This window comes from Desulfolithobacter sp., from assembly GCF_054025815.1.
The window spans coordinates 65,905-80,899 of record NZ_JBPMMS010000003.1 but is presented as its reverse complement, the minus strand read 5'-3'; the positions used below and the strand labels follow the sequence as shown (position 1 = coordinate 80,899).

The following is a 14,995-nucleotide window of genomic DNA, read 5'->3' as shown; positions in this document are numbered from 1 at the left end:
TCAGGGCCCCCCTGATCCTCCTTTGAGCATGGCGGGCAGAAAAAGTATCCATGGGAAACTACTGGCCTGGAGCCGAACGGTGACCTGGCTGTCATCAGGGTCTGTGGATGGGATAATAAAGCTGTCCTGTCTGGAATCGGTCACTGCAAGAGGGGCATAGCGGACAGTCAGACTGCAGATGGCACCGGTTGCCAGTATCTGGCCTGAGCAGGTATCTTTCTGGATGGAAAAAGGAGGGGACAGGGAATCACCGGTTCCTATGGTTCCTATCCGCAGGTCCGTAAGACCCAGATTTCCGATGGCGATACTCTGATCCCTGGTCTGACCGGGCAGAAGTGTTGGAAAAGAAAGATAGGCAGGATTCACCGTGATCCACGGACCACTGGACTGACCGGTTCCGCTCACCACCATGGTGAACTCCGGTTCCACGGGATCGTTGGAGGGTACGGTGAAGGAACCGGAAGAAAATCCGGGCGCAATCGGGACAAACTCGATCCATACGATGCAGTGATCACCAGCGGCGACACTCTGGCTGCTGCAGTTGTCCTGAAGGAGAGAAAAAGGCGCGGCCGGACTGCTGATCTGGCCGATTTCCAGGGTGCCGGTGCCGTTATTGCTCAGGTAGAGGGCAAAACTGCCACTGGTTCCCACTTCCAGGGAACCAAAATCATAGCTCCTGGACGAAGGGACCAAGGCCGGGAGCACTGAATTTCGGTAGCCCGCCACCACCAGCCTGGTCTGTTCGATGGTTGCTGCATTGTCAGCCGCATCGGGAGCCCCGGCCGGAACACCGGTGGGTACTCCCTCATACAATATGTCGGGACTGGAAAAATAGTTGACCTGTATACAGCCACCAGTACAGTCATAGGCCATGATTGTTCTGTAGCCCACTCCTCCGGCCTCGAACTGGTAGCCGTAGGACCAGGGATAGATACCGCTGATGGCGGCATGGTTCCGATCATGGGCACAGCCAAGATTATGTCCCACCTCATGAACATAGGTCAGGTCGTCGCAGTAGCTTCCCTGATACGAGCCATCGGCGACCACAGCATAGGCGTAGCCTGGATCATTTCCGGTCATCAGCCAGGCAAGCCCGCAGTGTTCGCCGACAAAAGAACGGAGCAGGGTCACCTGGTCAGCCCCGTACCGGGTCCGGAGCGCCTCCACATCCGCAAATACCCCTTTGTTGACGGTCAGGTCATCCAGAGCAACGTTCGTCGGGACATCATCCCCATAGCTCACCTCCTGGCTGTATACAAGACGTAAACGAGTGTTGATATGACTGTTTATGTAACTGTCGTTGGCAACATCAATGAGATACTGGATACGGCCCTCGATGAGATCGGTGGTCACATAATCTGTTGCCAGGCCACTGGTATAGAGAACCATGACATCGATCACGCTACCGTCATCGGCCACGGCGGCGTCCGTGGCCGGTAGCGAAAGGGAGGACGAAAGATCGCCAGGTGCGACCAGAGGCGCCGGCGCTGTGGGCGGCGTCACGACATCATCTCCATACGGGACTTTCCGCGCCGGGTCACGCTCCTTGATCACGCACTCGCCGGTAGCCGGATCCGGTTGATAATAAAACTCCCGGCCATCCACCAGAGCCCTGCCGAAAAAATGGTCCCGGCCAATGGTCAGCAGAACCCGGATCCGGCCGGTGTCATCCGTGCCGACCCAGGTTGAACTGTCTTTGCGCCGCGATATTCTCTTGCGCTTCAGGGTGACATCCTCTCCAGCCACATGGAAGAGTATGGTATCGGTCTTGCCAATGAGCAACTGCCTGAGAACCTTCAGGTTGACTCCCATCCGTTTCTTTTGCGCTTCGCTGGTAGCGTTGCGGGCGGCCTTTTGCGGTGATTTGAGTTCCCTGAGCAGGCTTGGTGGCTGGGGTTGGCCGGCGAGGCCAGAAACGGTACAGGGAGGACAGAGCAGAAAGACAAAGACCCCGCAGAGCATAACCAGGGGTACACGAAGATTCAAATTCATGATTTCACACCTCATCCGTGACGCGCATCCAACGCCTCACTTAAATGATACAGAAAAGAAAACACCTCCCGGCCAAACAGCCTGAGAAACGACTCTCCTGTCCTGTCTTGTATTTTCACCCGGAATGTCTATATTATATGGATACCTGGTTTTTTGACAAAATTTTTCACAAACAGGGGCGAACTCGAGAAACAGGCAGTCTGCACGAAACACAATGATCAACAGACCCCCTCCTTTCCCCTGGTCCCGGCTTCCAGGTTGTTTCTCAGCTCGACGAAAAAGAGACAGCATGTTCCATGATGAGTTTTATTGAAGGGGTACTCTGGCTTACCCTCAACATCTACCACGAAGCGCGCAGTGAGCCGCAAATCGGCAAACTGGCCGTGGCCCATGTGACCCTGAACCGGGCCCGGGAGAAGAACCAGAGTGTCGAGGAGGTGGTTACCGCGCCCTACCAGTTCAGCTGGACCTTCACCAAAAATTCCTATCTGCCCAGAGAACCTGAGGCGCTCAAGGAATGTTTCCGTACAGCCCTCAAGGCGATGATCAGTTCGGATTTCACCGATGGGGCCACTTTTTATCACCGTAAGGATATTCATCCAGACTGGGCGGACAGCCTGACCTATGTCGCCCAGTGGGGGGACCATAAGTTTTACAAGCGCTGACCCTGTCTTTCATGTTGTCGCCAAAAAGAGGTAGATCGGACTTTTTGCGGCGCCACTTTGGGACAGACACTATTTATGGTATTTTTGTCCACTATTTATGGTACAGGCCCGGTAGAGCTGTTCCATGAGGATGAGCCGCGTCATTTCGTGAGTAAAAGTAAGACGGGAAAGGGAGATAACCTCGTCAGCCCGGGACAGGACAGAGTTATCCAGCCCGAGATGACCGCCGATAAGAAAACAGACATTGCGCACCCCGCCATCCTGCCAGGTGCGGATCATACGGGCCAGCTTTTCCGAAACCGGCTGCGTGCCTCCCGGGTCCAGAGCCACCACCAGACCTCTTGCAGGACATCGGGAAAGAAGGAGCTCGGCCTCCTTTTTCCGTACTGTTTTTATCGGACCGTTCTTATCATGATGTTCGCGGATGACCTGTACATCCACAGTGACAAATCGTCCGAGCCGGCCGGCATAGTCGCGGATTCCCTGGTCAAGATACTTTTCCCGGGTCTTGCCCAGGAAGGGAAAGATGAATTTCACGTTCAACAGATAATGGTTCCCTGCCGCTCAAGCAGGGCCTTGAGAATGCGGCAGAATTCTTCGTAGTCGAGATCCCTGGTAATGCCGGGGCAGGATGCCTTGATGGTTTCATAATTATTGCGATCTGAAAGCATGCTCGGGTGCAGGGGCCACTGGCCACAACGCCACGGCCTTCCCTCGTGCACGGTACAACCTTCTTCCTCATCATAGAAGGTACAATGCCCGTCCACCGTCTTCATCTGCACCACGTTACCGGTGACCCGCCAGTACTTCTCCCGGACCTCTTCCCGGGGAAGTCCCAGTTTATCGACCATGCGCTTCTGGTCTTCCTTGTCCAGGGAGACCGTGGTTTCTCCCTGACAGCAGTAGCCGCACCTGGTACAGCGGAAAATATCGGTTAATCGGGGAGGTGATGGATCATTTTTTTGCATGACAATCTGCGGACGCCGGGGTTTGGCTTGATGAGAGAGCGTATCTCCTCCCTCACGGGCGGGCCCACAGCTCCTTGTCTGTTTCGTAGTTTTACCGGAATAGAGTCCCCATCTCCTGCACGCAGCCGGGTTGCACTTGCTCGTGCTCACGCCGGGACTCTCTTTCACCGCTCAAAGTGCCGTCACTGGTCAGGCATTACCTGTGAGATCACCAAATACGGCGATATCAATACCATGGATGCCGGCGGCCAGCTTCCATTTTTCTTCATCAGGAGTATTGAACAAGACGTCAAAGTCTCCAGGCACGGTCAGCCAGCCGTTATCCATGAGCTCTGCTTCCAGTTGTCCTGGAGCCCAACCGGCATATCCCAGCAAAAAGAGAAAATGATCGGGGCCTTTTCCAAGGGCAATATCCTGCAACAGAGCGGCGTCCCGGGAAAGGTGGATGTCTGTGGTTATCTCCAGAGAGAGGCGGGATTTTCCGTATCCACTGTAGAGTATGAACCCGGCCTCCATTTCCACTGGTCCACCCAAGTACACCGGCGGCGGCACTCCTTCAGGAATGGGCATATTGGCCCCATGCAGCACATCAAGCAGCGTGATCTCGGGGTGCGGATTGTTGATGACCAGCCCCATGGCGCCTTCCTCGTTATGGGCGCAGATATAGATAACCTGCTCCTGAAAACGCGGGTCGGGCATCTGCGGTGTCGAGATGAGAAAATATCCTGTCAGGCTTTCCATGGTGTCCATCCCCTGTTGCCTTGTGGTCCAACTCAATTGTAGCACTGGCGTTTGGTGCCAGTCAAGCCGATGCCCTCCTGATCAGAGGGAAAAGTATTGGGCAATCCCATGTCAGGCGGGTATACTTGGTTTTTCCACGAACCAGTATGGCTGGGCCTGGTTCGCCAGCCACAGCAAAACATGAAAATTGTTCTCTCCGGGAAGGAACGCATTGTGTCCTGTCGGAGACTTCCAGGTAGACTATAACCATGGTACATGGCAAGGCAAGGCTTCACCGGCCTGCCGGGAGGAAACATGGGTAACGCACAGTGTACACAGCCGCCTTCGGCCAACCTGAAAAAAGCCCTTCGCTGGGTCAGTGAAATGGTGCAGTCCGACTGCAAAAAAAACAGGGCTCAACTTATCCGCGAGGCGGAACTCCGTTTTGACCTGACTCCGGTCGAATGCGAGTTTCTCGATCAGAATTTCAGCCGGGAACCTGGAAACAACTGAGCGGGTCAACCTGAAAAGGCAGGCAGCTCCACGATCACTTCTGTCCCCTGACCCGGGACCGAGCGTATCTGAATCGTGCCGCCGTGGTCAGCGATGATTTTCTGGGAAATGGCCAGGCCGATACCGTTTCCCTGGTCCTTGGTGGTAAAGTAGGGATAGAAAACCTGCTGCAGAGTGGCGCTGTCCATGCCGCAGCCCGTATCCTGCACTGTTACAAGGACGGTGGCTCCATCGTCGGTGCTGGCCCTGACACTGAGATTGCCACCATCGGGCATGGCCTGAACTGCATTGAGAAAAATATTGATAAAGACCTGCTGCAGCCGGTCCGGATCTCCGGCTACGGCTTGCAGGCCGTCCGGTGCTTCAAAAGTTGCCTCAATGCCGCTTGACCTGATGTCATGCTCCATGAGACGCATGACCTTGGCAACCAGCTCCTGCAGGTCCACCGGCTTGGTCTGCAGTGGCATGGGCCGGGCGAAGCTGAGGAGCTCGGAGATGGTCCTGTTCATCCGCTCCACCTCCTTGATCAGCAGGTCAGCAGTCTCCTTTTCCCGGCTTCCTTCCCCAAATTTCCCTTTGAGCAGCAAGGCCAGGCCCTTGACCGAACTCAACGGATTGCGCACCTCATGCGCCACTCCGGCCGCCATCCTTCCCACCGCAGCCAAGCGTTCATTTTCCCGCATCTCCTGTTCGAGCATCTTGAGCATGGTCAGGTCAGTCAGCAGCAGCACCTGGCCGGTGTATCTGTTTTCATTATCAAAAATCATGATGCGGCTACAAAAAAGGACCACATCCTTATCATTGATACGCAGCCTGATCTCCCCGTCCTGGCGAACCTGGGAAGCACAGTGGCCGTCGCGCACCTCGCGGCAAAAAAAGGAGGCCAGCTCCACTGGCAGGACTTCATCGGGGCGCTTATCCTTGGTTTCCCGCTCCTCCCGTCCGATGACGGCAGCAGCGGCCTGGTTCCAGGTAGAGATCCTGCCCTTGCTGTCCGTGGCGATGATGCCGACCGGCAGTCTGGCGATCAACAGGCTGGTAAAGGCTTGAATCTCCTGCAAGGTACGCTGTGATACCCGGTATCCCTGGACCGCAGCCAGGGAAAGCCATCCGCCGGTACCGACCATGAGCATGGCCAGTGACATCATCAAAATCTGGAAGCGAAGCCTGCTTAAGGTCTGATCATAGTCGCGCATATCCAGCCCGACTACCACGTAATACCGATTGGAATCAGGACTGAAATCCTGGTTCGGGTGCTGTTTAAACGGTGAGGGTGGAATGACAGGCCGGTAGGGAGTGAAAGGCCGGACAGCCTCGAAGACCCTTTCCTCTCCCGTGCCGATAATTTCAAACACCAGGGAGGACTGATTCTCCGACTGCCTGGTCGGGGACGGGGGGCGAACAAAGGAGATGGTTGAGCCGGTCAGTTTCTTGTCACTCCAGGCGATGACCCGTCCCTGTTCGTCAACCACGCCCAGGAATTTGATATCCGGAGACTCGGCAACGTGATCAATAACCCGTTGCACGTACACTTCCCACGAGTCCGAGAGCCAGCCGCCCCGGCGCAGATCGGACAGATAGGCAGCCCGGGATCCGGAATGAAGCACGCGCATGAGGGTGGCGGCCTTCTGGAGCATGGAGGTGGTCATGAGCTCTTTTTCGCGCCGGATATTACTGAGCGCAAAGGTCACAACAATGAGAACGAGCAGACCAGTAGCCGCGGCAAGCAGCCATGGAGACACATAGAGCAGACGTGGACGGGTAAAGAATTTCATCAGTTTTTCCTGTCGTCCGTTCATGCAAGATAGTCTCCAGTTGTCGTGACATGAAAGGGCGACGAAAAAGACCATTGCTCACCGGTCCATGTGCGACCCAGGTACCGGATAAACATCCCGGGACGGGTAAATTTTACCCAGCCGGACCGGCTGGATGTATATTTTTTACCCATCCACTCCCTCCACCGATTCAGTTCTTTTTTCTCCATAGCTGTCGCAATAAAAAAAGTTCTGCAATAGCAATATGTTACCGATAAATCTTTTTTTTGGCACGATTTTGGCTATAACCAGAGCAACAAAGAAAAACGACAAACGCCATAGCGACAGGGACCATTCAAGCGATACCGCTTTTTATCATATAGTCTCCTCCTTAATGACCCGGCAGGTTTCCCCTCCTTTTCCTGCCGGGTCGCCTCTTTTCAACCCTCGCAACCACACATCCATTATTGCAACAGGCAACACGAGGCAGCACCAGCTTTCCGCTTCATGGACGGCCGGCCATAGATTTTGTCTTGTTTCTCCGGATCGCGACCGGTTAACCAAAGCTGGTTATCAGTTTTCACATCATATTTTCAGGGTCAACATCAAGGCCAAGCCGTATTGTGGCGGGACAGAGGCTTGACTGTTCCTTAAGCAGCTGACAACAGAGCTTGTGCAGGAGAGCTGGATGGTGGCTTCTGAGCAGCATCTGCCAACGATAGCGGTCACGCAGTTTGGCCAGTGGCGCCGGAGCCGGCCCGAGGAGCTCCACATCGTCCCCGGCCAGACACTGACGAAGAAAGGTGGCTATTGTCCTGGCTGCCTGCTGTACCCGGCCATCACTTCGGCCACTGAGACGGATATTGACCAGGCGGGCGAACGGAGGATATCCAAGTTCACGGCGAAGCAGCAGCTCCTGATTGAAAAAGCCGTCATAGTCGTGGGTCCGGGCGCATTCGATAGCATAATGGGCGGGCTGATGGGTCTGGATGATCACATGTCCAGGGTACTCTCCCCGTCCGGCGCGGCCGGTGACCTGGGCCAGAAGCTGAAAGGTCCGCTCCGGGGCCCGGAAATCGGGCATTCCCAGTCCGCTGTCGGCCCAGACCACTCCCACCAGGGTCATGCCCGGAAAATGAAGCCCCTTGGCAATCATCTGGGTTCCCACCAGTATATCGATTTCCCGATTACGCACAGCCTGCAGTATGGAAAGATACTTTTTTCTTCCACCGCTACCGGCCGTGTCGCTGTCCAGCCGCGCCACCCGGGCATGGGGCAGCAGCTGGAGAACCTCCTGTTCAATCCGTTCGGATCCCAGCCCCAGACCGATCAGTTTTCCGGCTCCGCAGGAAGGACAGATCACATCAGGACGCAGAGTATAACCGCAGTAATGGCACACCAGTTTTTGTGGTGCACGATGCATTGTCAACGAAACACGACAGTGGCGGCACTGGAGTATCTGCCCGCAGTCCTGGCAGAGCATGAAGGACGAAAAGCCACGCCTGTTGACAAAAAGCAGGCTCTGCTGGCGTTTTTCCAGATTTTCCCGCAACGCCTGAATCAGGCGATCGGAAAAAAAAAGATCCGGCCGTGACCTTTGCACCGAGGCAAGATCGATCACCTCTACCCGGGGCAGTTCCTGGTCCTGGACCCGATTTTTCATGGTGAGCAGGATATACTTACCCTTCCTGGCATGGTGGTAACTGGTTACCGAAGGGGTCGCCGAGCCCAGAAGTACCGGGCAGTCGGCCATCTTACCACGCATGACAGCCAGATCCCGGCCATGGTATCGCAGATTATCTTCCTGCTTGTAGGCCGGCTCATGTTCCTCATCAACAATAATGAGACCGGGATTTCGCAAAGGCGCAAAAACTGCAGAACGGGCTCCCAGTACCACCCGGGCAGTACCCTGCCGGATCCGCTGCCACTGGTCAAAACGTTCTCCAGCTGAGAGCCCGCTGTGGAGTACGGCCAGCAACCCCTTGAAACGGGCATGGAACTGGGCCTCCATTTGGGAGGCCAGGGCGATCTCCGGGACCAGGACGAGAACATCTGCCCCTGCATCAAGCACCCTGGTAGCAGACTGCAGATAAACTTCTGTCTTGCCGCAGCCGGTGACGCCATGGAGAAGGAAGGTCTGGAAAATTTTATCTGTCAGTACAGGCTCGAGCCGGGCCAAAACCTGTTCCTGCTCCGGGGTGAGATGCTCGGGCTTGGGCAGGTAATCCGGAACGCGGCCAAAGGGATCGCGGTAGACCCGCCGCTCTTCAAGGGCGAAAATTCCCCTCGCCACCAGTGAGTGCACCCCCTTTCCAGCACCGGAATAGACCCTGGTCATCTCAGGCCTCGGTACCTCAAGGCTGCCAAGCCGCAGGCAGCAGGCAAGATAGAGATCCAGGGTGCGAAGCTCTGATTTTTTCAGGTCCGTGTGGTCTTTGACAAGTGCGCTTCTCCAACGGGAGAGCGCTTTTTCCTCTGGTTTTCCATCCACCATTCCCATGCCGATCACCACGGTTTCCCGTCGACCCCGGACCCCATCCTGACGGATACCAGGGCGCCTTATGACAAGGCCTTTTTCTTCCCACTGCCGGAGAATCCGTTTGCAACCGGTATCCTTGTTTATGGCATGGCTCCGGATGGATGTATCAGACAGCCGTCCCCGGGTCAGCAACTCTCTGAGCCAGGGAAGTTCACTCTCACTGTCATCCGGGACTCCCAGCACTTCCCTGCCCCTGTCGGTCAGGATAATTTCCAGGGTGTTCCTGGTGGTCAAGCCTGCAGGAAGGGCGGTTCGCAGGACGTCACCTATGGGATGATGATAATATTCGGCCACCCAGCGGCAGAAGGGAATCAGGTTTTCGGGCACCAGGGGCTCCGGGTCCAGCAACCGGGCTATGGGTTTGATCTCGTATGGAACATCAGGATCCGGGCTGAGATGATCGAGGACATAGCCGGTCACCAGCCGTCGTCCCATGGGAACCAGGACCCGCATGCCGACAGGAACTGGATCCGGCAACCGGAGTGGACCGGCGTATGTCAGGGTATGACGGACAGGGGCGGTAACCGCCACCTCGTAATGAATGTTTGAGGACAAGGACAGGGCCGTAAGGTCATGAACAGGTTTGTTTGCTGGTGGTGCCGATTAGCTGCCAGATTCACAGCATTTTTGCAGATGATCTCTAAACGGTTCCCCGAGGCTTGGATGCTCGAGGGCAAAATCAACTATGGCCTTCAGGTAGCCCAGTTTGTCTCCGGCATCGTATCGGCGGCCTTCGAATTCATAGGCATACATACCACGTCTGTTGGAAAGGGCAAGCAGGGCATCGGTAAGCTGGATCTCTCCCCCATGGCCCGGTGTTGTTTTTTCTAGAAATTCAAATATTTCCGGCATGAGCAAATAACGGCCGATAATGGCCATGTTCGAGTCCGAGGTCCCGGGAGCGGGTTTTTCCACCATCCGGCGCACCTTGAAGGTCCGTTCCAGGTCGGTCTCCTCGCCCTCGACGATACCATACTGATATGTCTGGTCCATGGGAACCCGTTGAATGGCGACAATGGATTCCTGAACCTGAGAGTAAAGGTCAATCATCTGTTTGCAACAGGGAACCTGACTGCGGACCAGGTCGTCACCAAGCAAGACCAGGAACGGTTCGTCGCCGACCACGTTCCTGGCCATCCAGATGGCATGGCCCAGGCCCAGGGGTTCTTTCTGACGAACTGAAACTATATCGATTAAATTGGAGATATCCTGCAGTTCGCGGCGCAGGCTGGTCTTGTTCTTTTCCCTGAGAACGGTATCGAGCTGAAAATCGTAATCAAAATGGTTTTCAATCGCTGATTTACCGGCACTTGTGATCAGAATCACCTCATCAATCCCCGAGGCCACCACCTCTTCAACGATATACTGGATCGTCGGCCGGTCGACGATGGTCAGCATCTACTTGGGAATGGCCTTTGTGGCAGGCAGAAAGCGAGTTCCAAGCCCGGCCACCGGAATGACGGCCTTACGGATTTTTTTCATTATGTTCTCCCCTCCCTGCGGCAGCTCAACCCGGGACCGAGCATTGTCGGGTCCCGATCAGGATGCCGCTGTTTTTCCATACCCGGGGTGCGTTTCGGGTATGGGCATGAAAAGACTGTCTGTTCTTTGCCATTCAGTGTATATTTTTTGAATGGGACAATCAATGCCCAAACCCAAAAACCCCCTCGAACAACCTGTCGACAAAGTTTCATGCGTCTTCACTATCCGCCCGAACTCCCTATCTCCGCAAAACGGGAACAAATTGTCCAGGCCATCCGCAACCACCAGGCTCTGGTCATCGCCGGCGACACCGGTTCAGGCAAGACCACCCAGCTGCCCAAAATGTGTCTTGAGGCCGGTCTGGGTGCCAAGAAGGGTATCATCGGCTGCACCCAGCCCCGGCGGATCGCCGCCGTGGCTGTGGCCGAACGGGTAGCAGAAGAACTGGGTGAAGCCGGGATTGCCGGCTATAAGATTCGTTTTCAGGATCATACCTCTCCCGCGACCCGGATCAAGTTCATGACCGACGGTATCCTGCTGGCCGAAAGCCGTGGTGACCGACTGCTGTCTGCCTATGACGTGCTGATCATCGACGAGGCCCACGAACGCAGCCTCAACATCGACTTTCTCCTGGGATACCTTAAACAGCTTCTTTCCCGCCGGCCGGAACTCAAGCTGATCATTTCCTCGGCCACCATCGACACTGATAAATTCAGCGATCATTTCAAGGCACCGGTTATCAAGGTTTCAGGCCGCAATCATCCGGTGACCATCGAGTACGTGGATGAAGTCCTGGATGAAACCGCCCAGTCCTGCGTAGACCTGGCTGTGCGGGAAACCATCCGCCTTGCCCGGCGGCCCGAGCCGGGAGATATCCTGGTCTTCATGCCAACGGAACGTGACATCCATGACACCATGGATGGACTGCACCACCAACTGGACAATCACGAGATCATGCCTCTCTTTGGCCGACTGCAGGGACGGGACCAGCGCAAAATTTTCAAGCCCAGCCCGAGGCGAAAGATCATTGTCGCCACCAATGTGGCAGAAACATCCATCACCGTACCAGGCGTCCGCTACGTGGTGGACACCGGACTGGCCCGGCTGGCCAGGTACAATGTCCGGGCCCGAACAACCAGCCTGCATGTCACCCGAATATCCCGGGCCAGCTGTGACCAGCGCGCCGGTCGCTGCGGACGGACCGGACCAGGGATCTGTGTCCGGCTGTACAGCAAGGAAGATTACCTTTCCCGCAGCGAGTACACCCTGCCGGAGATACAGCGTTCCAACCTGGCCGAAGTCATTCTCCAGATGATAAGCTTAAGGCTCGGAGATCCCCGCAAATTCCCCTTTATCGATCCACCCTCGCCCCGGGCTGTCAACGAGGGATATACCATTCTCCGTGAACTCGGGGCACTCGACGCAAAAAATCAACTGACCAGTCGCGGAAAACTCATGGCCAAACTGCCCCTTGACCCCTGCATCTCCCGTATAATTATCGAGGGAGAATCCCTGGGTGCTCTTCGGGAGATCGAGGTCATAGCCGCCGCGCTATCCATTATGGATCCCAGAATCAGGCCGGCGGAGCAACTGGACAAAGCCAAGGCTGCGCACCTCCGGTTTCTTCATCCGAAATCCGACTTCCTCACCCTGCTCAACATCTGGGACCGTTTCCATCATACCGGTGAAAAGACAGGCTCCATGTCGCGACTGCGCAAGTTCTGCAAGGCAAACTTCCTGTCCTGGCAGCGGATGAGGGAATGGATGGACGTCCACGCCCAGATCCGTCGTATCCTGAAGGAACAGCAGGGTTTCCGGGAAAACAGGGAGGACGCGTCCTACGAGGCCGTTCACCAGGCTCTGGTGGCCGGATTTCTGAGAAATATTGCCAGAAAAAAAAATAATGGGGAGGATGCTTCCGACAACAACAAACCAGAGACAAAAACACGTGTAAAAACAAAAACAAAAACAAAAACAAAAAATATCTATCAGGCTGCCGGAGGGCGGGAGGTCATGCTTTTTCCAGGCTCAACCCTGTACAACCGGGGTGGAGAATGGATCGTGGCCGCTGATTTTGTCGCTACCTCCCGCCTCTTTGCCCGGACCGCCGCCAACATCAATGTGGACTGGCTGGAGCGCCTGGGCGGGGAACTCTGTCGCCGCTCCTGGTCCGATCCACATTGGGAAAAGAAACCTGGCCAGGTCATCGCCTTTGAAAAGGTCACCCTTTTTGGCCTGGTTCTGACCGCCGCACGAAAGGTAGCCTATGGTCGAATCAGCAGAAAAAAACGCGAGGAGGCCCGGCAGATATTTATCCAGGAGGCCCTGGTCAGCGGCAGACTTGGCGGCAACTATTCTTTTCTAAAGCATAACCTGGCCCTCTGCCAGCAGATAACAGCAGTGGAGGAGCGGGTACGCCGCCGCGGAATCATGGTTGATGAGCAGGTACTCTACGACTTTTACGACCAGCGGCTGCCGGCCTGGGTCCATGACCGATTCACGCTCAACCGGTTCCTCAGGCAGAACCGAAACAGAGATGATCGTTTTCTCCGTATGTGTGAAAAGGATATCTGTCATGGAGTACCGGAAGAACAGGAGCTCTATCTCTTTCCGGAAACCATGCAGACCGGGCAGGGTCCCCTTACCCTTCATTACCGGTTCGAACCGGGCCATGAGGCGGACGGCGTGACCGTGGACATCCCGGTGCAATGCGTGGCCCAGCTCAGGCCCGAAATTTTTGAATGGCTTGTTCCCGGACTGCTGCCTGATAAGATTCTTCATCTGCTCAAGGGATTACCCAAACGATTGCGCCGGCTGCTGGTCCCGCTGCCCCAGGCAGTGGACCGCATACTGGACGGGGTAACGCTCTACCGGGGCTCCCTCTACCCGGCCATCGAAAAGGCTTTACTCAAGCAGTATCACGTTACCGTAAAAAGGACCGACTGGCAGACCTCTTCCCTGCCGATCCACCTGCGCATGCGATACCGGCTCCTGGACAGCCGGGGGAAAACCATGACCACCAGCCGGTCTTTCCAGGAAATCCTGGCCGCGGCGAATGGCCAGCCTCAACACAGCGCAAAGACCACACCCGGGAGCAAGGTATCCCTGCCCGAACGCGAAAATATCCGGACGTGGGATTTTGATGGTATTCCGGCACAGATCCCCATCCACGACAGCCAGGGCAAACTTGCTGAGCTCTATTTCCCGACCCTGTTCATCGACGAAGCCAGGCAGTGCCTTACTCTCCGCTGCATAAAGGACCGGGAAAAAAGCCGGGAGCAGAACCGATCAGGCCTGCGTTTCCTCTACAGCCTGCAGTTTCCAGGGGAAATGAAACTTGTGCGCCGGGAGTGCAAGGTAGCCTTCACCACCCACAGCGGCTCCTGGATCGCATTGGGTATCAAGGGTACGGAAAGGAAAAACCGGGAGGCCCTGGAGGGATTTCTCCTGGATGGCGTCTTTGGGGTGACCACCTCGGACCTGCCGGACAGGGAGCAGTTCGAGCGTACTGTCACCCGGGTGAGGGAAAAAGGATTATTTCGCAGCCTGAAGCCGCTCCTGGACGAGGTGCTTTTGCTGATACGGGTACGAAGGGAGGTCCAGGCGGAAATACATTCCTGGGGCGAGCGTGCCCGAAGACAGCGACATTTTGTCCAGGAGCGGTTTGATGCCTGGTTCCAGGAAGTGGACAGGCTGTTGCCCCCGGATTTTCTCCACACCTTGGTCTATAACGATATAATCCATACCAACAGGTATCTTCGCGCCCTGTCGCTGCGGATCCAGAGGGCGGAACAGGACCCGGCCAAGGATGAGCAGAAAGCCCGGCACCTGGCCAGGGCCCTGCACAGGCTTGACCATCTCCCTCCGGCCGGGCACCGGAGCGGGGCCTGCGAGCAGCTCATCAGGGAATACAGGCAAATGGTTGAAGAGTTCAAGGTGGCGGTCTTTGCGCCGGAGCTGGGCACAGCCATGCCTGTATCCGAGAAAAGGCTGGCTCGCAAGTGGCAGAAACTCGAAGAGACCTGCCATCGGGTGGAATAAAATTCTTCTCCCCTGGCAGTTTAGCTGTAGATAAAGACAAAGAGATCGTCGTTGAAGCTGATCCGCAGTCTCCCTGCATGGTTGCGTCCATAGACCTCCCAGCCCGGTTCACCCTTGATCTCGCACTTCAGGCACTGGGGTGAATGGGTGTTCCGTTTCCGGTCACTCCAGGCTACCAGTGTGGTGTACTCGTTGTCCCGGGAGGCCAGCAAAGCGGCTACCTGCCGGGCGGTATCAAAATCCACGGAATATCCATTTATGGTTACATCTACCCGTTCCATGTTTCCTCCTTTGCTCGTCTCTTCATCCTGACCCTGAAAC

General features: G+C 55.8%; 10 protein-coding genes and 1 pseudogene. 3 read left to right on the top strand and 8 right to left on the bottom strand.

What is annotated here, in order from left to right; translation table 11 throughout:
• Nucleotides 1-1,992, bottom strand: coding sequence for a choice-of-anchor D domain-containing protein (locus tag ACXJJY_RS00655; protein ID WP_456384652.1), 1,992 nt, complete (start codon nucleotides 1,990-1,992; stop codon nucleotides 1-3).
• A 296-nt stretch (nucleotides 1,993-2,288) separates the two neighbouring features.
• Between ACXJJY_RS00655 and ACXJJY_RS00650 the strand changes: the two genes are divergently transcribed.
• Nucleotides 2,289-2,657 (top strand): cell wall hydrolase, encoded by a 369-nt coding sequence (locus ACXJJY_RS00650; protein WP_456384650.1) that lies wholly within the window; start codon nucleotides 2,289-2,291, stop codon nucleotides 2,655-2,657.
• Between the two features lie 69 nt (nucleotides 2,658-2,726).
• Here the strand turns inward: ACXJJY_RS00650 and ACXJJY_RS00645 are convergent, their stop codons facing one another.
• The 3 genes from ACXJJY_RS00645 to ACXJJY_RS00635 form a co-directional block, all read right to left on the bottom strand.
• A complete protein-coding gene (locus ACXJJY_RS00645) occupies nucleotides 2,727-3,194 on the bottom strand; it encodes a 23S rRNA (pseudouridine(1915)-N(3))-methyltransferase RlmH (protein ID WP_456384711.1) in 468 nt (155 codons plus the stop codon).
• Nucleotides 3,195-3,196: 2 nt separating this feature from the next.
• Nucleotides 3,197-3,625 carry a YkgJ family cysteine cluster protein gene (locus tag ACXJJY_RS00640; protein WP_456384648.1) on the bottom strand — a complete coding sequence of 143 codons (429 nt, stop codon included), beginning with the start codon at nucleotides 3,623-3,625 and terminating at the stop codon, nucleotides 3,197-3,199.
• A 189-nt stretch (nucleotides 3,626-3,814) separates the two neighbouring features.
• Nucleotides 3,815-4,366, bottom strand: a complete 552-nt coding sequence (locus tag ACXJJY_RS00635; RefSeq protein ID WP_456384646.1) for a YqgE/AlgH family protein — start codon at nucleotides 4,364-4,366, stop codon at nucleotides 3,815-3,817.
• A gap of 294 nt (nucleotides 4,367-4,660) precedes the next feature.
• Here ACXJJY_RS00635 and ACXJJY_RS00630 point away from each other — a divergent pair, with 294 nt between their 5' ends.
• Entirely contained in the window at nucleotides 4,661-4,858 is a 198-nt protein-coding gene (locus ACXJJY_RS00630; protein ID WP_456384644.1) for a hypothetical protein, read from the top strand.
• A gap of 5 nt (nucleotides 4,859-4,863) precedes the next feature.
• On the opposite strand, the gene ACXJJY_RS00625 is transcribed toward ACXJJY_RS00630, so the two are convergent.
• The 3 genes and pseudogenes from ACXJJY_RS00625 to galU all read right to left on the bottom strand — a co-directional run bounded on the left by ACXJJY_RS00625 (nucleotide 4,864) and on the right by galU (nucleotide 10,633).
• On the bottom strand, nucleotides 4,864-6,657 hold the full coding sequence (locus tag ACXJJY_RS00625; protein WP_456384642.1) for a two-component system sensor histidine kinase NtrB: 1,794 nt from the start codon (nucleotides 6,655-6,657) through the stop codon (nucleotides 4,864-4,866).
• Between the two features lie 535 nt (nucleotides 6,658-7,192).
• Nucleotides 7,193-9,706: a replication restart helicase PriA gene (gene priA / locus ACXJJY_RS00620; protein ID WP_456384640.1), complete on the bottom strand. Its 2,514-nt coding sequence runs from the start codon at nucleotides 9,704-9,706 to the stop codon at nucleotides 7,193-7,195.
• A gap of 48 nt (nucleotides 9,707-9,754) precedes the next feature.
• Nucleotides 9,755-10,633 (bottom strand): annotated as a pseudogene (galU, locus tag ACXJJY_RS00615) (UTP--glucose-1-phosphate uridylyltransferase GalU).
• Nucleotides 10,634-10,843: 210 nt separating this feature from the next.
• On the opposite strand from galU, the gene hrpA reads away from it, so the two are divergent.
• Nucleotides 10,844-14,674: an ATP-dependent RNA helicase HrpA gene (gene hrpA, locus ACXJJY_RS00610; protein ID WP_456384638.1), complete on the top strand. Its 3,831-nt coding sequence runs from the start codon at nucleotides 10,844-10,846 to the stop codon at nucleotides 14,672-14,674.
• Between the two features lie 20 nt (nucleotides 14,675-14,694).
• On the opposite strand, the gene ACXJJY_RS00605 is transcribed toward hrpA, so the two are convergent.
• A complete protein-coding gene (locus ACXJJY_RS00605; protein ID WP_456384636.1) occupies nucleotides 14,695-14,955 on the bottom strand; it encodes an AF1514 family protein in 261 nt (86 codons plus the stop codon).
• Between the last annotated feature and the right edge of the window lie 40 nt (nucleotides 14,956-14,995).